The organism is Methylobacterium sp. Leaf125 (genome assembly GCF_001423085.1).
In the GTDB taxonomy this organism is placed as follows: domain Bacteria; phylum Pseudomonadota; class Alphaproteobacteria; order Rhizobiales; family Beijerinckiaceae; genus Methylobacterium.
Window position 1 is genome coordinate 164,265 of record NZ_LMNU01000001.1, and the last position, 20,303, is coordinate 184,567.

Genomic DNA, 20,303 nt, shown 5'->3' on the forward strand with positions numbered 1-20,303 from the left:
CGCCGTGGCCAAGGACGGGACCGTCGGCGCCACCTTCAAGGGNGCGGGCGCGGCCTATGTCGCGGCGGCGGCGGCGCCGACCCTCGCCCTCGTCACCGGCGCCGTGGCCAAGGACGGGACCGTCGGCGCCACCTTCAAGGGAGACGCGGCGGCCGGTGCGATCGTCAAGATCTACGATGGTTCTCAGCTCGTCGCGCAGGGCGTCAGCGGCGCCGATGGCCACTACACCATCACGATGTCGGGTGTCGCACCTGGGACCAACGTCTTCACCGCCGCCACCGTCGACGCCAAGGGTCACCTGAGCAAGGTGTCGGCGGAAACGGTCGTCGAAATCGGGAATTCAACGGATATTCTCGCGCGCATCGATCTGATCGCGGCGAAATCAGGCGTCGCAGCGGTGTATCTGACCGACAATCACGTCTTCACCGTCGCCTCGCTGGCGCAGATGCAGAGCATCATTGCGATCGATCAGGACGTCCTGTCGAAGATTTCCGGCGGCTATCAGTTCCAGTTCTGGAGCGGTACGGCGGACAACCGAACCTTGTCCCGCTACGATGCGAACGGCAGCCTGATCAACACCTACACCGCGACGACCAAGGATGGCGTGCTCGTTCGCGAGACTATCGTCGACGCAACAAGCAACGCCACCTACGCGAAGGAAATCTATCAGTACGGCATCACGGGCAAGAGCTACACCACGAGCTACCAAGCCTACGACAAGACTGGCAACGTCGTTCTCGCGACGCGAAGCCATGCGGATGGCACGCTGGATTACTCATCGAAGATCGATGCCAGCGGTACGGTGACGAAGGTCTATGATGCCGTCGGCAAGCTCAAGTCCGCCACGCAGCTCACGAGTGACGGCGTCACCATCGTGACCAACTACGATGCGAGCAGCACCGTCACTTCGAAAGTGACGACGTATAGCGACAAGTCCAATCGCATCGAGAGCTACAAGAACGGCGTCCTCACGAGCGAAGTCATCACACACACCACCGGTGGACCGGTAGCGAAGGAGTCCTTCCTCTATCAGGTCACCGGCCAGTCCTACGTCACCCTGCATCAGAATTTCTCGGCCTCGAACCAGCTCCTGACGGAGTTCAAGACCCGGATGGATGGATCGCTCGATGCGGTCACCTGGCTCGCGACGGACGGTTCGACGCGCAGCCGCACCTACGACGCCAACCATCAGGTCTCCTCCGAGCGGATCGTGCTCACCGACAAGTCGACGGACGTGAAGACGTACGTCTCCGAAGTTCTGACCCGTGAGGTGATCACCCGTGCTGACGGCACGAAAGAGTCGTGGGACTTCAACGTCTCGGGGAAGGCCTACGGCAGCATCCACCGCTGGTACGATGCTTCGGGCAAGCAGACCAAGCTCGAATACGTGGCCGACAAGTGGGTCGATACCAAGTTCGCGTCTGCGCTCGAGGGGGTCGAGGCTGCGCCGACGCTCGCCATGGTTCATGGAACAGGCACGGCGCCGCTCCTTCGCAGCCTGGCGGCGATCGCGCCGACGGCCGAGACGAAGATGGTCGACGGCGCGCTCTCTGCAGCGCTGAAGGGCGAGGCGCTCGCGGGCTCGGCCGTCATGATCTACGACAACGGCAACCTGATCGGGACGACGACGGCTCGGGAGGACGGAACCTACAGCTTCGTCGCCTCGAACCTCGGGGTGGGTCGGCACGTGCTGAGCGCCTCGTCCATCAGCGATGCGGGCCACTTGAGCAAGGACTCCGCTTCGGTGGTGGCCTTCGTGATGACCGCCGCAGACTTCGTGAAGCAGATCGGGTCGGTCAATGCCACTGCGGGCCTCGCCGGCGTATGGCTCACCGACAGTCACGTCCTGACTGTTCCGGCGGGGTCCCTCAAGGACTACATCGCACGCTACGGTTCCGCGCTCGGTGCCCTCGAGGGCGATTACACTTTCCAGGTGCGATCCGGAGCGGGCGATCAGGAAATCGTGAAGCTCTACGATAAGTTCGGGAAGCCCACAGACGCGATCAAGTTGGAAACGCTCGATCTCGGTGCAACCAAGACCGTCGCGCAGTTCGCGGCCTATGAGCATATCGTCACCCACGACGATGCGGCGCATTTCGGCGACACCGTCACCCTGACGGTCTCCGACCGGGGCGCGCTCGACCTCTCGGACAAGCTCGATCACGCGCGTGCCGCCTTCGTCTACGCCTCGGATGCCGGGAACAGCCTCACCACCGGCCTGAAGAACGACACCCTGGTGGGCGGACTTGGCAACGACACGCTGAATGGCGGCGCCGGAGCCGACCGGATGTACGGCGGGTTCGGCAACGACACCTTCGTGGTCGACAATGCCGGCGACGCCGTCATCGAGTACACCAACCAGGGCAGCGACACCGTCCTCGCCTCGATCGCCTACGCGNTTCGGCAACGACACCTTCGTGGTCGACAATGCCGGCGACGCCGTCATCGAGTACACCAACCAGGGCAGCGACACCGTCCTCGCCTCGATCGCCTACGCGCTCACCGCCAACGTCGAGAACCTGACGCTCACCGGCACCGACGCCATCAACGGCACCGGCAACACCCTGGCCAACATCCTCACCGGCAATGACGCCGCCAACACCCTGTCGGGCGGCGCYGGCGACGACCGGCTGGTCGGTCTCGGCGGCAACGACACGCTCGACGGCGGCGTCGGCAACGACACCATGGTCGGYGGCACSGGCGACGACACCTACGTCGTCAACGCGCGCGGCGACGTGGTCGTCGAGGCCGCCARGGARGGCATCGACACCGTGCTCTCCGCGATCAGCTACGATCTCGGGGCCAACCTCGAGAACCTGACCCTGACCGGCACGGCCGACCTCAAGGGCAGCGGCAACGACCTCGACAACGTCCTCGTCGGCAACACCGGGCATGCGTCCCGTCCNCCGCGATCAGCTACGATCTCGGGGCCAACCTCGAGAACCTGACCCTGACCGGCACGGCCGACCTCAAGGGCAGCGGCAACGACCTCGACAACGTCCTCATCGGCAACACGGGCAACAACCAGCTCTACGGCAATGCCGGCAACGACCGCCTCGACGGCGGCCTCGGCGCCGACATCATGGCGGGCGGCACCGGCAACGACACCTATGTCGTGGACAATGCCGGCGATACGGTCATCGAACTGGCCAATCAGGGCACCGACACGGTCGAGGCCTCGATCTCGTACACCCTGGACGGCGGCGTCGAGAACCTGACGCTGACCGGCACGTCCAGCATCGACGGCACCGGCAACGCCCTGGCCAACGTGCTGACCGGCAACACGGGCGACAATCATCTCTTCGGTGGCGCCGGCAACGACACCCTCTCCGGCGGGGCGGGCAACGACACGCTCGACGGCGGCACGGGCAACGACACGCTCNACGGGCGACAATCATCTCTTCGGTGGCGCCGGCAACGACACCCTCTCCGGCGGGGCGGGCAACGACACGCTCGACGGCGGCACGGGCAACGACACGCTCTATGGCGGCACGGGCGACGACACCTACATCGTCGACAGCCCGACCGAGCGGGTGATCGAGCTGGCCAATGAAGGCACCGATACCGTCCTTGCCTCGGTGACGTTCAAGCTGCAGGCCAACCTGGAGAACCTGACGCTGACGGGTCGGGAGGCCATCAACGGCACGGGCAACTTCCAGTCCAACATCCTGATCGGCAACAGCGCGGCCAACGTCCTCGACGGCAGCGGCGGCAAGGACGTGCTCATCGGCGGGGGCGGTGCGGACACCTTCGTGTTCCGCGCGGGCGAGACCAACGGCGACAAGGTCATGGACTTTACCGGCGTGGGTGCGGCGGCGGGTGACCATCTGGAGTTCTACGGCTTCGGCTCGGGCGCCACGCTGAGCCATACCGCCGGGACGGACCTCTACACGATCAAGGCGGATGCGGCCCATGGCGGCGCGAGCGAGACGTTCCAGCTCGTGGGCGTGACCAACCTCGACCTTCTCACCGGCCCGGGACACAACGACGTCGTGCTGTTCGCCTGAGGACCTCGCAACCCGACCTTGTGTGCCCTTGGGGAGGAGAGCCACAAGGTCGATAAGTGCGGGATCACGTTTCTCGAGGAGGCGAAGGGTCTGACCGGACGTGTCCGGTGGCCCGGCCTGTCAGGTCGTCGGACGAGCCCGCTTGACCGCGCATATGGTCTGAGGATGCGCGCGCTTGGCCGACCTGGCGCGAGGCCGGGTTGGACCGCCCCACCCGTGCGTCGGTCGCTCCGCGTGCCGCGTTCCCGGCGACGCACGCGAACGCGACGCAAACGTGGTGCTCCGGCCGACCTTGGCGTATGCCCCCCGGGAAGCGCGAAGCGGGAGCGGCGTTGGAACAGGCATTGCTCTCATGGATCGGCGCCCTCACGTCGATCCGGACCGAGGTTTTCTGGGTCCTCGGGGCCACTCTCTCGGGCCTCGTCAGCATCCACGTCCTTCTGCGCAAGCGGGAGGTCGGGGCGGCCATCGGCTGGATTGGCCTAGTCTGGCTGGCGCCCCTGTTTGGCAGCGCGCTCTACGCCCTGTTCGGGGTCAACCGGGTCACTCGACGGGCGCAGAAGCTCCGCATCAAGCCCTCTCAGGCCAGCCCACGGCGCGCGGATGGCGCGCCGCCGCCGCCGCCCGTCCTGCCGGAGCGATTCCAGCCCCTCGACCAGGCGGTCCGACGCATCACCAGCCTTCCCCTGGAGGCGGGCAACCGGATCGTGCCGCTGCGCAACGGCGATGCGGTCTATCCGGCGATGCTGACCGCCATTCGTGAGGCCCGGCACTCCATCGCCCTGTCGAGCTACATCTTCCGCAAGGATGAGATCGGCCGAGCCTTCCTCGACGCGCTGGAGGATGCCCATCACCGGGGCGTCGCCGTCCGGGTTCTCGTGGACGGCATCGGCAGCGGCTACTTCTTCGCTTCGGTCTATGGCGGCCTGCGCCGCCGGGGCGTGCCGGTCGGCCGCTTCATGCATTCGGTCCTGCCCTGGCGGATGCCGTTCCTGAACCTGCGCACCCACAAGAAGCTGCTCATCCTCGACGGGACACTCGCTTTCACGGGCGGCATCAACATCGCCGACGAGAACCGGGTGGCGTCCCATCCGCCGGACCCGGTGCGCGACGTTCATTTCCGCATCGAGGGGCCGGTCGTGATCCAGTTGACCGCGGCCTTCGCCAGCGACTGGGCCTTCGTGATGGACCAGGAGCTGGAAGGCCCCGCTTGGTTTCCGCCCCTCGCCCCGCGCGGCGAGACGCAGGCCCGCGTCGTCTCTTCCGGTCCGGACGCGGACCTGCGCAAGATCGAACTCGTGGTGCTCGAGGCGATCACCTGCGCCCGGACCAGCATCCGCCTGATGACGCCCTACTTCCTGCCGAGCGAGGTGCTGGTGAGCGCCCTGTCGCTGGCAGCCCTGCGCGGCCTGACGGTGGACGTCATCATCCCGATGGACAGCGACCACGCGGTGGTCGACTGGGCGACCCGGGCCCACGTGGATCCGCTCCTCCGCAGCGATGTCCGGATCTGGCTCGACGACCCGCCCTTCGATCACGCCAAGCTCCTCGTGATCGACGATGCCTGGTGCTTCATCGGCAGCGCCAACTGGGACACCCGCAGCTTCCGCCTGAACTTCGAGCTGAACGTCGAGGTCTATGATCCCGGGCTCGCCCGGCACCTCGATGCGTTCATGAAGGAGAAGATGAGCGTCCGGCTGACGCGCGAACACCTGTCCCGGCGCGGTCTCCCCGTCCGGCTGCGCGACGCAGGCGTCCGATTACTCCTGCCATACCTTTGATGCGCTCCGGCGCCGCCGTGTCCTTCAGGACGGTCTCGTGGGTGGGAGCCAGGTGCACGATGATCGGCCGGTGATCCGAGGCGCCGCGCGGCAGCACGCTGCGCCCGTGGCAGGTCAATCCGCGCACGAGGCAGCGGTCGAGCCGCAGGGGCACCACCCGCGCCATGGCGTGGGTCGGCAGGCGCGGACCGACGTCGCGGAACCCGGGCAGGAGCGTCGGCCCCACCAGGTTGTAGTCCCCAATGACGGCAGCCCGGTCCGGCAGGCTCTGCTCGATGCAGCGCAGTTGCCGCCGGTTGAGCATCTGGCCGTGCGAGAGATGGACATTGGCGACGCCGAATTCGCCGAGATCGATCACCTGGCTCACCCGGTCGAACATCGCGCCGGCGGGAAGCTCGATGGCCTTCGGGGGCGTGGCGAAGGGCGTCGGGCTCCAGACCGCGAGGCCGTGAATGCGTCCGGGCATCTGTGCCCAGGCGTAGTGGCCGCCGACCTTGGCCTGCAGGGCCTCGATATCCTTGGTCGCCTCCTGCATCAGCACGAGGTCGGGCTGTTCGCGCTCGATCAGCGCCGCGATGCCGGCGACATTCGCCCCGACCCGTCGCAGGAGATTCCAGCTGACGATCTTGCGAAGTCCGGGCCGGTCTTGGCCCGGGCGCCCATGGGAGTTCTGGAGGGCACGGGCAGTCAGGCGCGCGAGGCGGCGATCGTTCAGCATCGTCACATAGGTGGGTCAGGCACGCCCGGCGGAAAGACCGGGCCGGGACGCGGGCATGGGCTTTCGCGCCTCACGACTCCATGAGCACGGCGACGTGCGCCGCCGTGGATTCGGCGAGACCCTTCAGGTCGTAGCCGCCCTCGAGCAGGGAGACGATGCGCCCGTCGCAGGCCTGCCCCGCGATCTCCATCACCTGGCGCGTGGCCCAGGCGAAGTCCTCCGCCTCCAGCATCAGGTTGGCCAGGGGATCGCGCCAATGGGCATCGAAGCCTGCCGAGATGATGATCAGGTCGGGCCGGAAATCCTTCAGGCGCGGCAGGATGCGCGCGGTGAAGGCTTCGCGAAAGCGCTCTCCATCGGCGCCGGGCTTCAGGGGCGCGTTGACGATCGTGTCGTGATCGCCGGATTCCGAGACCGCGCCGGTGCCGGGATAGAGCGGCATCTGGTGGGTCGAGCAGAACAGCACCGAGGGATCGGCCCAGAAGATGTCCTGGCTGCCGTTGCCGTGGTGCACGTCCCAGTCGACGATGGCGACGCGGTCGACGCCGTGCACCGTCCGGGCATGGCGGGCGGCCACCGCCGCATTGTTGAACAGGCAGAAGCCCATGGCGCGGGTCCGCTCGGCATGGTGCCCCGGCGGCCGCATGGCCGAGAAGGCGTTCCGGGCCTGCCCCGTCATCACGGCGTCGACCCCCTGGACCGCGGCCCCGACGCCGCGCAGCACGCAGTCGATGGTGCCGGGCGACAGCACCGTGTCGGAATCCACGTGGACCAAGCCCTCGGTGGGTGCCGCCGCCACCATCGCCCGCACCCACTCCTCCGGATGCGCCAGCGCCACGGTCTCCAGGCTCGCGGGCTCCGGGGCCCGGCGGTCGAGGGTCGCGAAGGCCTCCGTTCCCAATGCTTCCTTGACGGCCTGCATCCGCTCCGGCCGTTCCGGATGTCCGTGCGGCGTCCGGTGCCCGAGGGCGGCGTCGTGGCTGAAGAGGATGGTCATGCGGCGCTCCCGGGCCTGCGTCTCAGCGTGGTATACCAGATGAGCCGCGGGAGGCCAGCACCGTGACGCAGGAGGGGCGCGCGGGGGCCGCGTCTCAGAAGGTCGGCGGCGTGCAGGCGCTGACGACTTCGCAGGCGACGGGGCCGACGCAGCGGAAGCGATGCGGGCGGCGGCTCTCGAAGGAATAGGCGTCGCCCGGACCGAGGATGCGGCGCTCGGCATCCACCGTCACCTCCAGGCGGCCCGACAGGACGATGCCGCCCTCCTCGCCTTCGTGGACCAGGAGCACCCGGCCGGTATCGGCACCGGGCTCGTAGCGCTCCTTCAACAGCTGCAGGCCGCGGCCGAACAGGTTGTCGCCCACCTGCCGGTAGGAGATCGGTCCCTTGCCGATCTCGGTGAGTTCATCGGCCCGGTAGAACGCCTTGCGCGGACGCTCCGGCTCCACGGCGAAGAACTCGGACAGGCCGATGGGAATGCCGTCGAGGATGCGCTTGAGGGCGCCGACCGAGGGGTTCACGCCGTTCGATTCGATGAGCGAGATCGTCGAGTTCGGCACGCCGGTGCGCTTGGCGAGCGCGCGCTGCGACAGGCCGTGCAGGGTGCGGATGGTGCGCAGGCGCGCACCGAGATCGACGCTCATCATACCCCCTGGAGTCGCCCCTCGGGCGGACCGCCCTGTTAGGGATGTTCAGGATTCACCGACATTGCCCCCGGAGGTCCCATCTTTTCAAGGAGATCGCGCGGAGAAGAAAAGGACTTGTTCGTTCCACGCAATCAGCGCCTCCTCCGGGTCCATAGACGTCCCCACGGGAGGATCGCCATGGATCACCACCACGCCGCCAATGCCCCCGGGCTCGACGCCTACTGGATGCCGTTCACGGCCAACCGGCAGTTCAAGGCGGCGCCCCGCCTGCTCGCCTCGGCCAAGGGCATGCACTACACGGCCACGGACGGGCGCAGCGTCCTCGACGGCACCGCCGGCCTCTGGTGCGTGAATGCCGGGCATGGGCGCCAGGGCATCGCCTCGGCGGTCGAGCGCCAGCTCACCACCCTCGACTTCGCGCCCTCGTTCCAGATGGGCCATCCGGCGGCGTTCGACTTTGCCGAGCGCCTCGCGGCCATCGCGCCGGGCGGCCCGGAGGCCGGCCTCGACCGGGTGTTCTTCACCGGCTCCGGCTCCGAATCCGTGGACACCGCCCTGAAGATCGCGCTCGCCTATCAGCGCGCCATCGGCCAGGGCACGCGCACCAAGCTGATCGGGCGCGAGCGCGGCTATCACGGCGTCGGCTTCGGCGGCATCTCGGTGGGCGGTCTCGTCAACAACCGCCGCGTCTTCCCGCTGCTGCCGGGCGTCGACCATCTGCGCCACACGCATGACCCCGAGCGCAACGCCTTCTCGAAGGGCCTGCCCGCGCACGGGGCCGAGCTCGCCGACGACCTCGAGCGCCTCGTCGCCCTTCACGGGGCCGAGACCATCGCGGCCTGCATCGTCGAGCCGGTGGCCGGCTCCACCGGCGTCCTGCTGCCCCCGACGGGCTACCTCGAGCGCCTGCGCGCGATCTGCGACCGGCACGGCATCCTGCTGATCTTCGACGAGGTCATCACCGGGTTCGGCCGCCTCGGCACCCCCTTCGCCACCGATTATTTCGGCGTGGTCCCCGATCTCGTCACCACCGCCAAGGGCCTCACCAACGGCACCCTGCCGATGGGCGCGGTCTTCTGCGCGCGCCGCATTCACGACGCGCTCATGCACGGCCCCGAGGCGGTGATCGAGCTGTTCCACGGCTACACCTATTCGGGTCACCCGGTGGCCTGCGCGGCGGGCCTCGCCACCCTCGACATCTACGCCCAGGAGGGCCTGCTCACCCGCGGAGCGGAGCTTGCCGAGGACTGGGCCGGCGCCATGCACGACCTGCGCGGCGCGGCGCACGTCATCGACATCCGCACCATCGGCCTCGTCGCCGGCATCGAGCTGGCGCCGCGACCCGGCGCGCCCGGCGCACGGGCCTACGACGTCTTCGTCGATTGCTTCGAACGCGGCCTGCTCGTGCGCGTCACCGGCGACATCGTCGCCCTGTCGCCGCCGCTCATCGTCGAGCGCGACCAGATCGACACCATGGCGTCGATCCTCGGCGACGCCATCGCCCGCGCCGCCTGAACGCTTCTCGCCTCTCTGTCCGTCAGGATCCCCGATGCCCACCGCGATTCATCACTTCATCGGCGGCCGGCTTGCCGCCGGCACGGCGACGCGCTCCGCCCCCGTCTTCAACCCGGCCACCGGCGAGGAGACCGGCCGGGTCGCGCTGGCCAGCCCGGCGGACGTCGACACGGCGGTGGCCGCCGCCAAGGCGGTCGCCCGTGACTGGGCGCTGACGCCTCCCTTGCGCCGCGCCCGCATCCTCAACGCCTTCCTGCGCATCGCGGAGGACCGCACCGACGAGCTCGCCGCCCTCATCACCGCCGAGCACGGCAAGGTGCTGTCCGACGCCCGCGGCGAGATCCAGCGCGGGCTGGAGGTGGTGGAGTTCGCCACCGGCATCCCGCAGCTCCTCAAGGGCGAGGTCACCGAGAACGTCGGCACCCGCGTCGACAGCCATTCCCTGCGCCAGCCCCTCGGCGTGGTGGCGGGCATCACGCCGTTCAACTTCCCCGTCATGGTGCCGATGTGGATGTTCCCGGTGGCGCTGGCCTGCGGCAACTGCTTCGTGCTGAAGCCCTCCGAGCGCGACCCCTCGCCCGCCCTGCTGGTGGCAGCCTGGCTCAAGGAGGCGGGTCTGCCCGACGGCGTCTTCAGCGTGGTCCACGGCGACAAGGAGGCGGTCGACGCCCTGCTGCATCACCCCGACATCGCGGCGGTGAGCTTCGTCGGCTCGACCCCGATCGCCCGATACATCTATGCCACCGCCACCGCCCAGGGTAAGCGCGCCCAGTGCCTGGGCGGCGCCAAGAACCACATGATCGTCATGCCGGACGCCGACCTGGACCAGGCGGTGGATGCGCTGATGGGCGCGGCCTACGGCTCCGCCGGCGAACGCTGCATGGCGATCTCGGTGGCCGTGCCCGTGGGCGAGAAGACCGCCGACGCCCTGGTGGCCCGGCTGATCCCGAAGGTACGGGCCCTCAAGGTCGGGCCCGGCACCGATCCTGAGTCGGAGATGGGCCCCCTCGTGACGCGGGTCCACCGAGACAAGGTCAGCGGCTACATCGATGCCGGCGTGGCCGAGGGCGCGGAGCTCCTCGTGGACGGGCGCGGCCTGAGCCTGCAGGGCTACGAGGGCGGCTACTTCCTCGGCGGCACCCTGTTCGACCGGGTGACCCCAGAGATGTCGATCTACCGGGAGGAGATCTTCGGCCCCGTCCTGGCGATCACCCGGGCTCCGGACTACGCCACGGCCGCACGCCTGATCAACGCGCACGAATTCGGCAACGGCACGGCGATCTTCACCCGGGACGGGGATGCCGCGCGCGAGTTCGCGCACGGGATCGAGGTCGGCATGGTGGGCATCAACGTGCCGATCCCGGTGCCGATGGCGTTCCACTCCTTCGGCGGCTGGAAGGCCTCGCTGTTCGGCGACCACCACATGCACGGCCCCGAGGGCGTGCGCTTCTACACGCGCCTGAAGACCATCACCACGCGCTGGCCCACCGGCATCCGCGCCGGCGCCGACTTCGTCATGCCCACCATGGAGTAGTGGGCCGGGAGCCGTCGCCCCGCCCCGGACGTGCCGGGAGGCCTCGGCTCCGCTGCAAGCAGTCCGGGTGACGGCGCGGCGCGAACCCCGTCCGTCAGCGTGCAGGCCTGGCGGAGAGGCCGCGCGGGTGCCGGTGCGCTCCGGCAGTGGGATCCGGACCGGCCAGCTCCGAACCGGGCTAACCGGGACGGTCGGTCAAGCGCAAAGCCGCCGGATACGGAGACACGGGCGCGGCGCCGGCCTCAGCTTCGCGGTCGATGCCGGATGGGATCGGCCGCGACGCGGCCCGTGCAACTCCTGACATCGGGCATACACGCCTCGCGCCGTCAGGGCGCCACCGACCAGCCAGGGTATTCGGTCCGCGATTTGCCGGCAAAGCCCCCACCGCAGCGGCGCGTCAGGCGTCTCAGCGACGAGGCGGAGCATTCTGTTTCGACGCGCAACGCGCACGCGATCAGGCCTGCCTCCAACCCTGCAGATCGCCCGCTAATGGGATGCGGCATGGCCCGCGTGGCGGTTGTGCGCGGACCCGCCTCTCCGTACGCGAAGAGGCATTCGCGAAACAGATCGCGGTGCCTCGTCCGCCTGCTCACGCCCTGCAATACCTCATGCCGAGACTGCCGGGAGAAGGCGTGATGAGAGGGGAGCAGGACGCTCTCCGAAGGCCCCGCGCTTGAGTATTGCGGCGCAATAAACTATTGATCGCGCTTGCTGGAACGAATTGGAAGGTGAGCCTGATGAAGGTGGCCGTCGCGGGTCTTGGATATGTCGGTATTTCAAATGCCATTCTCCTAGCTCAGCACAATGATGTTGTCGCCTTCGATGTCGTTCCATCCAAGGTTGAAATGTTGAATCAAAAGACCTCTCCCATCGTGGACACCGAGGTCGAGGACTATCTGGCGAATCGCAGCCTAGGCTTGAAAGCAACTGGCGATCGAACAGAGGCCTATAATAATGCCGATTACGTGATCATTGCGACGCCGACTAACTACAATCCAGAGACCAACTACTTCGACACCCAGCACGTCGATTCAGCAATCAGCGATGTACTGGCCGTCAACCAGAACGCCGCAATCGTGATCAAGTCCACGGTTCCGGTTGGCTTCACGGCCTCGGCCCGCGAACGTTTCAACACGAGCAACATCATGTTTTCTCCGGAGTTTCTTCGGGAAGGCAGGGCGCTCTATGACAACCTCTATCCGTCACGCATCATTATTGGCGAGCATTCTAGGCGCGCGGAGAAATTCGCCGAATTGCTGGGCGAAGGTGCGATCAAGAAGGACGCCGACGTTCTCTTCACGAATTCGAGCGAAGCCGAGGCAATCAAGCTCTTCTCGAATACTTATCTTGCCATGCGCGTGGCCTTCTTCAACGAGCTCGATACGTACGCCGCCCAGCACGGTCTGAATTCACGCGAGATCATTGGTGGGGTCAGCCTGGATCCACGGATCGGCGGCCACTACAACAATCCGTCGTTCGGCTACGGCGGCTACTGCCTCCCGAAAGACACCAAGCAACTGCTGGCCAATTATACCAACGTCCCGCAAAACCTGATGCGCGCGATCGTCGACGCGAACTCGACCCGCAAGGATTTCATCGCAAGCGATATTCTGGCGCGCAAGCCGAAGACTGTTGGGATCCATCGTCTTACGATGAAACATGGATCGGATAATTTCCGAGACTCGTCCGTCCAGGGTGTCATGAAACGTATCAAGGCGAAAGGTATCTCCGTCATCGTCTACGAGCCGGCCATGGCGGACGAGACGTTCTTCAACTCGCCTGTGGTCAATGACTTGGCCCAGTTCAAAGCAATGTCAGATATTATCGTTGCCAACCGTCTGTCGTCCGACCTCGTCGATGTCGAAGCCAAGGTCTACACACGCGATCTCTTTGGCAACGATTGAGAGGAACGCAAATCGTGACGAAAGTTTTGGCGGTCGCCTCGATGGGCGGTCACTGGGAGCAATTGCAGATCGTGGCAGAGGCGTTCGACGATAAGGACGCCGTGTTTGTGACCACGACGCAGGATCTGCTCAAGCAGGCCAATCGCCAGGGATTCGTGGTCAAGGACTGCAATCGGAATCGTCCCGGCGATACGCTCACCTGCGTGTGGCAGTGCATCAAGATCATCCGGAACGTCCGGCCCAACGTCATCATCTCCACCGGAGCGGCGCCTGGGCTGATCTGCCTTGTCCTCGGCCGCCTGACCGGCGCCAAGACGATCTGGATCGACAGCTTCGCCAATGTCGAGAAGCTTTCCATGTCGGGAAAGATCGCAGGCTACATCGTGCACGAATGGCTGACGCAGTGGAAACACTTGGCCACGCCGAAGGGCCCCTTCTATCGCGGTGAGCTGCTGTGATTATCGTAACAGTCGGCACCCAGCTGCCGTTCGATCGTCTGATCAAGATGATGGACGACATCGCTCCGGACCTTGGAAAGCCGGTAATGGCTCAGACAGGGGTGGGAACTTACACGTGTCGGAACATTCAGGCGGCAGCCAACTACTCGCCAATCGAATTCGATGACTATGTGAAAAAGTGCGACGTCCTCGTCGCGCACGCCGGCATGGGCACGGTGTTGAAGGCGTATAAGTATCGCAAGCCCATCATCATCGTTCCGCGGAAAGCGGCGCTCGGCGAGCATCGGAACGATCACCAGATTGCGACCGTCTCCCAGCTCCGCTCGCGAATCGGCATCCACGCCGCTGAAACCGAGGAGGAACTTCGATCGCTGCTGTCCCGGGATCTTGAGCCCGCTCTGGTCACGAACGACATGCTGGAGCGTCGGGGCCAACTCGTCGGCTTCGTGCGGAACCTGGTCGCCTAGCGGCGGGCGCCCTCCGCGTTGATCCCGATGCGTGTGATGGCAGCGCGGACGTCGGGTTTCCATGGCGCTCCCGAGTTCCGAGGGGGTTCGAGACGGTGGGGGATCGGTCTTCGATGGCCCTCCCCGCGGTCGCGTCAAAGAAAACGTCGGCCGGTCGACCCTGTCGACAGAGGTGAGGCGCGGCAAGGATATGGCACCCGGATGCTCACTTGGGCGTTGAGCCACCGGGACATGGATCGCATAAGTCGGGCTATGCCGGGTGTCCGGGAGCCTTCCGATCTCGCGAGGATGCCGCCATCACGAAACGCGCTCGTCTATTCACCCGACGCCCGGCTCGATGAGGACGAAGCGGACACGCGGGGGGCGAGTCGCGGGGACCAGCCAAGGCGCGGCGAGCGACCACGGAATCGGCGGCAGCCACGGCACCCGGTCGCCGACTCAGCGATAGGGCCGACGGCAAGTCCAGCGATGGTGTCCTGATCTCACAGCAACGCAGAGCGAGGCGCCATGACCGACATCATCGAGCACACCGACGGCCAGCGCATCAGTGAGGATGGACACGCTGTACGGTTCATGTTGCCGGCCTGGCGACACGACCACCCGATCACAGGCGGGGTGTGCACGGACAGGGTGCTCAACGGCCGGAGGGTTCGAACCTTCAGCATCCAGAAGGGCGACCTGTCAGCGGGTGAGGCGCGCCAGTATGCGGGACGGGTGAAGGACGCACCGGCCCGGGCAATGGCGGTGTTCGACGTCAGCAAGGCGGATGTTCGGCCTCCGGGCAAATTGATGCGGGCGAGCTTCACGATCACCGTTCACCCGGGCCTGCTGATGACGCACGATTGGTGCGGGATCTGCCAGTACAATTCACGGCCCAGCCCGGGTGAGCGCTGGCGGAATCCACCCTTCGCGATCGGCATGAAACCCAGGGCCCGGAACTCCCGAGAAGAGGTGTTCTACGTCGATTTGACCACCTTCCCGACAGCAGGGTCGCAGGAGCAAGGCCGTCACATCGATCTGGGACCGAAGGCGCTGCTCCCCTTGAAACGGGATCGCCCCTACGCCCTGCTGAAGGTGAAGGTCGATGACAAGCTGATCGTCGATTATGCCGGCCCGACCGGCTACGCCAACTTCGCCGGATGCTTCTTCGCCTACGGTCTGTACCGCTCCCCCTGGTGCCCTGGCTGTGAGGGCTTGACCGCGAGCTTCGCGGACGTCGTCGAGGGCGCGGTGGGTTAGGGACGCTCGTCTCGGTCATTCAACGCGCGGCGATACCGCAGCATCCCATCCTGGCTGCGCCAAGTGCCCCGTCAGCCGATGGCCATGCATCCGCGGCGCCGCACCCTTCGCGGCACCGCCTGCCATCGAAGGGCGGTGCCGGCGCATGTCGCACCACCTGCAGACCGAAGCGGGCCAGGGCCGCAGCAGCTGCGGTGCGGAGGCTCGCGCCAAGCTCCCGCTGCCCGTTCAAACGACGGGCCATCCTTCGCACCGTGCTGGCCGCTTCACGGCTTGGGATCCTTGGTCAAGACGTACGAGCGACTGGACCCTGAAATCGTGACCGTCATTTGCTGACCCTCTATCAGGCCGATGTACTGGCGAGCTCCGATCTGAAACACGATCATCCCGCCCGTCACGTTCTTGATGACCAACGGACTCCATTCGAAGGGCTTGTCCGGATTGTCGTTCGCCTGAACGGCATCTTGATCGACCCGGATCTGAAGATCCTCTCCCACCCAATGCCCTTCGAGGAATTTGCGCATGTTGAGTTGGGCGCTCGCCGGGACAAGACCAAGCAGAAGCCCTATCGCCACGTTCAGCAAGCATCGGGTGATTTTCAAAGCGCACCTCCGGTGCTCGCGTAGCATTCTTCGGATTGCACCGCCCCCTCCGACGAAGCACCGTTACGAGGCGCGTGGCGCAGCCATTTTCCACCTGGGACGTCGGCACCGCAACGACGCATCGGCCATCGCGCACTGACTGACGGCAGAGCCTCGCGGGCCGCCAGGAGCCCCCATCGGCGCCTAGACCAGGGCGGGTGTCTCGTGAGCCATTCGCGGCGGAGGATCCACCCGGATCACAGGAGCCGAGAGGCCATCCTGAGGCCTGTCGCAATCAGAATGCGACCGGCTTCGGGCAGCGACCATCGCCGGCAGGGCCGCGTGGCTCTGCATCGTCCTCGACGCGTCGGTCGATCACCCAGCGCTGGCCGCTCCCGTGCTCTGGGCATCGCCGTCTCCGTCCGCCACCAGGGCATCGCCGACGCGGCCGCGAGGGTCTTCGGCGCCCAGGCTCCTGACGCGACGCGCGTCGGAGACGAGGCGCGCGACCTCGGCACCGAAGCGGCATCACCGGTTCGGAATGAAGGCGTTGTCGAAGGGGGCACGGCGAACTTGCCGCGCGGGGTTCGGGCTCATCAGCCTCTTCGCGGATCGAAGCCACCGAGCCGGCCCTCTCGCGCCGGGTCCGACGCCGACCGGCGGGCGCGGCGGGATGTTCAGCCCGCCGGCCGCGCGTCTCCTGCCTTCAGGGGCCGCCGCGCCCACCGACGGCGCCGAAGACCTGGCCCGTGGAGTAGCTTGCCTCGTTGGAGGCGAGCAGGACGTAGATGCCCGCGAGTTCGGCCGGCTGCCCCGGCCGCCCGATCGGCGTGTCCTTGCCGAAATTCGGCAGCTTCTCCGGCGGCTGCCCGCCGCAGACCTGGAGCGGCGTCCAGAAGGGCCCCGGCGCGACCGCATTCACCCGGATGCCGCTCTCCGCCAGTTGCTTGGCGAGACCCTTCGAGAAATTCACGATCGCCGCCTTGGTGGCGGCGTAGTCGAGCAGGTTCTCGGAAGGTTCGTAGGCGTTGACCGAGGCCGTGTTGATGATCGCCGCGCCGGGCCCGAGATGCGCGAGAGCGGCTTTGGTGATCCAGAACATCGCGTACACATTGGTCCGGAAGGTCTGGTCGAGTTGCTCGGTGGTGATATCGAGGATCGAGACCTGGGACTTCTGATAGACCGCGTTGTTGACGAGAATGTCGAGGCCACCGAGTTCGCGCGCCGCATCCGCCACCAGGCGCTGGCAGAAGGCCTCCTCGCGGAGGTCGCCCGGCAGCGCCACCGCCTTGCGTCCGGCCTGCCGGATGAGCGCCACCACCTCGGCCGCATCCGGCTCCTCGACCGGCAGGTAATTGATGGCCACGTCCGCGCCCTCGCGGGCATAGGCGATGGCCGCGGCTCGGCCGATGCCCGAATCGCCGCCGGTGATCAGCGCCTTACGGCCGGCGAGACGTCCGGACCCCTTGTAGCTGGTCTCACCATGGTCCGGGCGCGGCACCATCCGGCTCGCCAGCCCCGGCCACGCCTGCTGCTGCTTCTCGAAGGGGGGCTTCGGATAGCTGCGCGCCGGGTTCGGAGCGGTGTCGGTCTGCGCGACCTGCTCCTGGGCGCCCGCAGAACTTCCCAGGACGGCCACCATGCCGGCGGAGAGGCCCCCGACGAGGGCGCGCCGCGAGGGATCGGTCTTGGTCTCTGTCATCAGGACTTTCGCTGCTCATCGAGACGGCAGGCTGGACGATCGCCGCCCCCTGGGAGACCCGCAGCCCGGCCGCCCGTCATTGGGGGCGGACCGGGGTCGGCGATCGGGGGGGAAGTGCCTACTGGGTCCGGGTGGAGGCGCTCACCCGCCAGATCGTCTTGCCGACATCGTCCGAGACCAGCAGGGCGCCGGTCTTGTCGAGGATGACGCCGACGGGACGTCCCTGGGCCTTCTCGTCGGCATTGAGGAAGCCGGTCAGCGCATCGACCGGCTGCCCGGTGGGCTTACCGTCCTTGAAAGGCACGTAGATCACCTTGTAGCCGCTCTTCGGCCGGCGGTTCCACGAACCGTGCTGCGCGACGAACAGGCCGCTCTTCCAGGCCTCCGGCAGGCTGCTCGCCTGCGAGAACGCGATGCCGAGGGAGGCGGTGTGGGTGCCCACCGCATAGTCCGGCGCGATCGCCTTGGCGACGAGATCGGGCTTCTGCGGCTCCACCCGCGCGTCGACGTGGTTGCCCCAGTAGCTGTAGGGCCAGCCGTAGAAGCCGCCCTCCTGCACGGAAGTGATGTAGTCGGGCACGAGGTCGCTGCCGATTTCGTCGCGCTCGTTCACCGCCGTCCAGAGCTTGCCCGTCACCGGCTCGAAACCGAGGCCGTTGGGGTTGCGCAGGCCGGTGGCGTATTCGCGCATCTGCTTGGTGCGAATCGTGTATTCCCAGATCGCCGCGCGGCCGGTCTCCTTGTCGAGGCCGTTCTCGCCGACATTGCTGTTCGAGCCGACGGTCACGTAGAGCTTCTGCCCGTCGGGGCTGGCGATGACGTTCTTGGTCCAGTGGTGATTGATGCCGGACGGCAGGTCGACGAGCTTTTCCGGTGTCGCGGTGATTTCGGTCTGGCCCGCCTGGTAGGGCACCTTCACCAGCGAATCCGCGTTGGCGACGTAGAGGTCCGACCCGACCAGCGCCATGCCGAAGGGCGAGTGCAGGTCCTTCAGGAGCACGTGGCGCTCCTCGGCGACCCCGTCGCCGTTCGCGTCCCGCAGCAGGACGATCCGGTCGGGGCTCTTCACGCCGGCGCCGGCCAGGCTCTTGACCTTGTCGGCCACCCAGTCCGCGACGCCGGTGGAAGGGTCGTCGGTCTGCGGCTTGTTGGCCTCGGCCACCAGCACGTCGCCGTTGGGCAGGAGGTACATCCAGCGCGGATGGTCGAAACCATCCGCGTAGGCCGCCACCTGCAGCCCATCCGCGGCCTGCGGCTTGGCGCCATTCTCCCAGCGGGCAACGCGGGCGATGTTCACGGTGGGCATCAGGGTCGGATTCGGAGCCGGCAGGGTCGGACTCGCGCCCTGTCCGGCCGAGGCCTCGAGCGTGGCCTGCTCGGGATAGACGATGAAGCGCACGAAGGCCGCGCCGCCGACGAGAACGACGGCCAGGGCCGCGAGGCCGAGTTTCGATCGGGTCCGCATGATGATCTCGTCAGCTGGCATGGTGCGCGAGGCCCAGCGGGCCACGCCTCATCGGATCAAGCATCCGAGACCGGTTTTGGCTCCATCGGCAGGGGTGACGGTTCGTTTGCGGCAGCCCCTTGCGCAGGCTCCCTCGCCTCCGCTTGAATGCTGATCGCGACCCTGCACGCGCGAGGCGATCTCCGCAGGGACGCGGCGGCCCACGATCCCGCGGGCCATGTTCCCGCGGCCCACGATCCCGCAGGCCATGTTCCCGCGGCCCATGATCCACCGGATGGACCCATGCTCAGGCGCTCGTTCCTCATCGCGGCCACGGCGGCAACGCTGGTCCCGTCCCGGCGGGCGCGATCGGCCGGCGGGCTCGTCCTGGCGACGGCGACGCCCGGCGGCTCGTTCCCCGCCTTCGGCCAGGCGCTGGTGGAGGCGCTCCGCACGGTCGATCCCGCGCTGTCCATCGCCCTGCAGCCCTCCAAGGGCTCGGCCGAGAATGTCGGCCTCCTGAAGGGCGGTTCCGTCGATCTCGCCCTGGTCCAGGGCGACTATGCCTATGACACCCTCAAGGCCGAGCCCGCGGCGGGGCCGCGAATCACCGTGGTCGCGCCGGTGAACGCCTCGCCGGGCCTCTTCGTCGTCCCGGCCGCCAGCCAGATCCACGGTGTGCCGGACCTGCGCGGCAGGCGCGTCGTGCTGGGCACCCACGCCTCCGGCCTCACCGTCATGGGCCGGACCGTCCTGGCAGGGTCAGGCCTCGACCCCGACCGCGACATCGCGCCGATCCTCCTCGACCGGGCCGGCGACGGAGCGGTCATGGTGCAGGACGGGCGCGCCGCGGCGCTCTGGGGGGCGGGGCTCGGCTGGCCGGGCTTCCGCACGCTGGGGGAGGCGCCCGGCGGCGCCCGCTTCTTCGGGCCGCCCGCCGATGCGATCGACCGCATCCTGGCGCTCGGAACCTCCCTCCGCCGCCGCACCGTTCCGGCAGGGGCCTTCGCGGGGCAGCACGCGCCCATCGAGACCGTCGGCTCCTGGAGCTTCGTCCTCGCCCGGCCGGACATCGACGGCGCGCAAGTGGCACGCTTCGTGGCGGCCTTGGCACGAAGCCAGGCGAGCCTCGCGCGGATCTACCCGCAGGGCGGCGACAGCGACCCGCGCAACCTGATCGACGCCGTGCCGCGGGGCTGGCTGCACCCGGCAAGCGCCGCCTACCTGCGCGACAGCGGAGCGCTTCCGTGAGCGGAGGCGCAACCTTCCCTCTCGTCAGCCGGTTGCGCTGAGCGGAAACGGGGGGAATG

Annotated in this window: 15 protein-coding genes and 3 pseudogenes; 12 read left to right on the plus strand and 6 right to left on the minus strand. The window is 67.4% G+C overall.

Annotated elements, in window-relative coordinates; all coding sequences use genetic code 11:
* Nucleotides 1-1,759: 1,759 nt before the first annotated feature.
* From ASF58_RS26845 to ASF58_RS00725, 5 genes and pseudogenes are all read left to right on the plus strand, one after another.
* Nucleotides 1,760-2,398: pseudogene (locus ASF58_RS26845) on the plus strand (hypothetical protein); the annotation flags it as partial.
* A gap of 19 nt (nt 2,399-2,417) precedes the next feature.
* Nucleotides 2,418-2,905: pseudogene (locus ASF58_RS27410) on the plus strand (calcium-binding protein); the annotation flags it as partial.
* 99 nt (nt 2,906-3,004) lie between these two features.
* The coding region (locus ASF58_RS26600; protein WP_280137528.1) for a calcium-binding protein at nt 3,005-3,382 on the plus strand (378 nt) is incomplete at its 3' end.
* Between the two features lies 1 nt (nt 3,383).
* Nucleotides 3,384-4,007 (plus strand): annotated as a pseudogene (locus ASF58_RS26605) (calcium-binding protein); the annotation flags it as partial.
* Between the two features lie 332 nt (nt 4,008-4,339).
* The gene (locus ASF58_RS00725) at nt 4,340-5,788 is read left to right on the plus strand and encodes a phospholipase D-like domain-containing protein (RefSeq protein ID WP_055946152.1); all 1,449 of its coding nucleotides are present in this window, start codon (nt 4,340-4,342) and stop codon (nt 5,786-5,788) included.
* Here ASF58_RS00725 and ASF58_RS24670 read toward each other — a convergent pair.
* The 3 genes from ASF58_RS24670 to ASF58_RS00740 form a co-directional block, all read right to left on the minus strand.
* Nucleotides 5,679-6,506, minus strand: a complete 828-nt coding sequence (locus tag ASF58_RS24670; protein WP_082512754.1) for an endonuclease/exonuclease/phosphatase family protein — start codon at nt 6,504-6,506, stop codon at nt 5,679-5,681. The two genes, ASF58_RS00725 and ASF58_RS24670, sit on opposite strands and share 110 nt — an antisense overlap.
* Nucleotides 6,507-6,576: 70 nt before the next feature.
* The gene (locus tag ASF58_RS00735) at nt 6,577-7,503 is read right to left on the minus strand and encodes a histone deacetylase family protein (RefSeq protein WP_055946158.1); all 927 of its coding nucleotides are present in this window, start codon (nt 7,501-7,503) and stop codon (nt 6,577-6,579) included.
* Between the two features lie 94 nt (nt 7,504-7,597).
* Nucleotides 7,598-8,146: a cupin domain-containing protein gene (locus tag ASF58_RS00740; protein ID WP_055948501.1), complete on the minus strand. Its 549-nt coding sequence runs from the start codon at nt 8,144-8,146 to the stop codon at nt 7,598-7,600.
* Between the two features lie 180 nt (nt 8,147-8,326).
* On the opposite strand from ASF58_RS00740, the gene ASF58_RS00745 reads away from it, so the two are divergent.
* The 6 genes from ASF58_RS00745 (at nt 8,327) to ASF58_RS00770 (ending at nt 15,266) form a co-directional block, all read left to right on the plus strand.
* Nucleotides 8,327-9,664: an aspartate aminotransferase family protein gene (locus tag ASF58_RS00745; RefSeq protein WP_055946159.1), complete on the plus strand. Its 1,338-nt coding sequence runs from the start codon at nt 8,327-8,329 to the stop codon at nt 9,662-9,664.
* 34 nt (nt 9,665-9,698) lie between these two features.
* A complete protein-coding gene (locus ASF58_RS00750; RefSeq protein ID WP_055946162.1) occupies nt 9,699-11,198 on the plus strand; it encodes a CoA-acylating methylmalonate-semialdehyde dehydrogenase in 1,500 nt (499 codons plus the stop codon).
* A 737-nt stretch (nt 11,199-11,935) separates the two neighbouring features.
* Nucleotides 11,936-13,102, plus strand: coding sequence for a nucleotide sugar dehydrogenase (locus ASF58_RS00755; protein WP_055946165.1), 1,167 nt, complete (start codon nt 11,936-11,938; stop codon nt 13,100-13,102).
* Between the two features lie 14 nt (nt 13,103-13,116).
* The gene (locus tag ASF58_RS00760) at nt 13,117-13,560 is read left to right on the plus strand and encodes a glucuronosyltransferase (protein ID WP_244477144.1); all 444 of its coding nucleotides are present in this window, start codon (nt 13,117-13,119) and stop codon (nt 13,558-13,560) included.
* The gene (locus ASF58_RS00765; RefSeq protein WP_055946168.1) at nt 13,557-14,027 is read left to right on the plus strand and encodes a glycosyltransferase; all 471 of its coding nucleotides are present in this window, start codon (nt 13,557-13,559) and stop codon (nt 14,025-14,027) included. Before ASF58_RS00760 ends, ASF58_RS00765 begins: the two co-directional genes overlap by 4 nt.
* Before the next feature lie 507 nt (nt 14,028-14,534).
* Nucleotides 14,535-15,266 (plus strand): hypothetical protein, encoded by a 732-nt coding sequence (locus ASF58_RS00770; RefSeq protein ID WP_055946171.1) that lies wholly within the window; start codon nt 14,535-14,537, stop codon nt 15,264-15,266.
* 266 nt (nt 15,267-15,532) lie between these two features.
* On the opposite strand, the gene ASF58_RS00775 is transcribed toward ASF58_RS00770, so the two are convergent.
* From ASF58_RS00775 to ASF58_RS00785, 3 genes are all read right to left on the minus strand, one after another.
* Nucleotides 15,533-15,868 (minus strand): hypothetical protein, encoded by a 336-nt coding sequence (locus tag ASF58_RS00775; RefSeq protein ID WP_156375500.1) that lies wholly within the window; start codon nt 15,866-15,868, stop codon nt 15,533-15,535.
* A 685-nt stretch (nt 15,869-16,553) separates the two neighbouring features.
* Nucleotides 16,554-17,549, minus strand: coding sequence for an SDR family oxidoreductase (locus ASF58_RS00780; protein WP_055946177.1), 996 nt, complete (start codon nt 17,547-17,549; stop codon nt 16,554-16,556).
* A gap of 118 nt (nt 17,550-17,667) precedes the next feature.
* On the minus strand, nt 17,668-19,014 hold the full coding sequence (locus tag ASF58_RS00785; protein WP_055948505.1) for a sorbosone dehydrogenase family protein: 1,347 nt from the start codon (nt 19,012-19,014) through the stop codon (nt 17,668-17,670).
* Nucleotides 19,015-19,296: 282 nt separating this feature from the next.
* Here ASF58_RS00785 and ASF58_RS00790 point away from each other — a divergent pair, with 282 nt between their 5' ends.
* Complete coding sequence (locus ASF58_RS00790; protein WP_055946180.1) at nt 19,297-20,244, plus strand: TAXI family TRAP transporter solute-binding subunit; 948 nt, start codon at nt 19,297-19,299, stop codon at nt 20,242-20,244.
* Nucleotides 20,245-20,303: the final 59 nt, after the last annotated feature.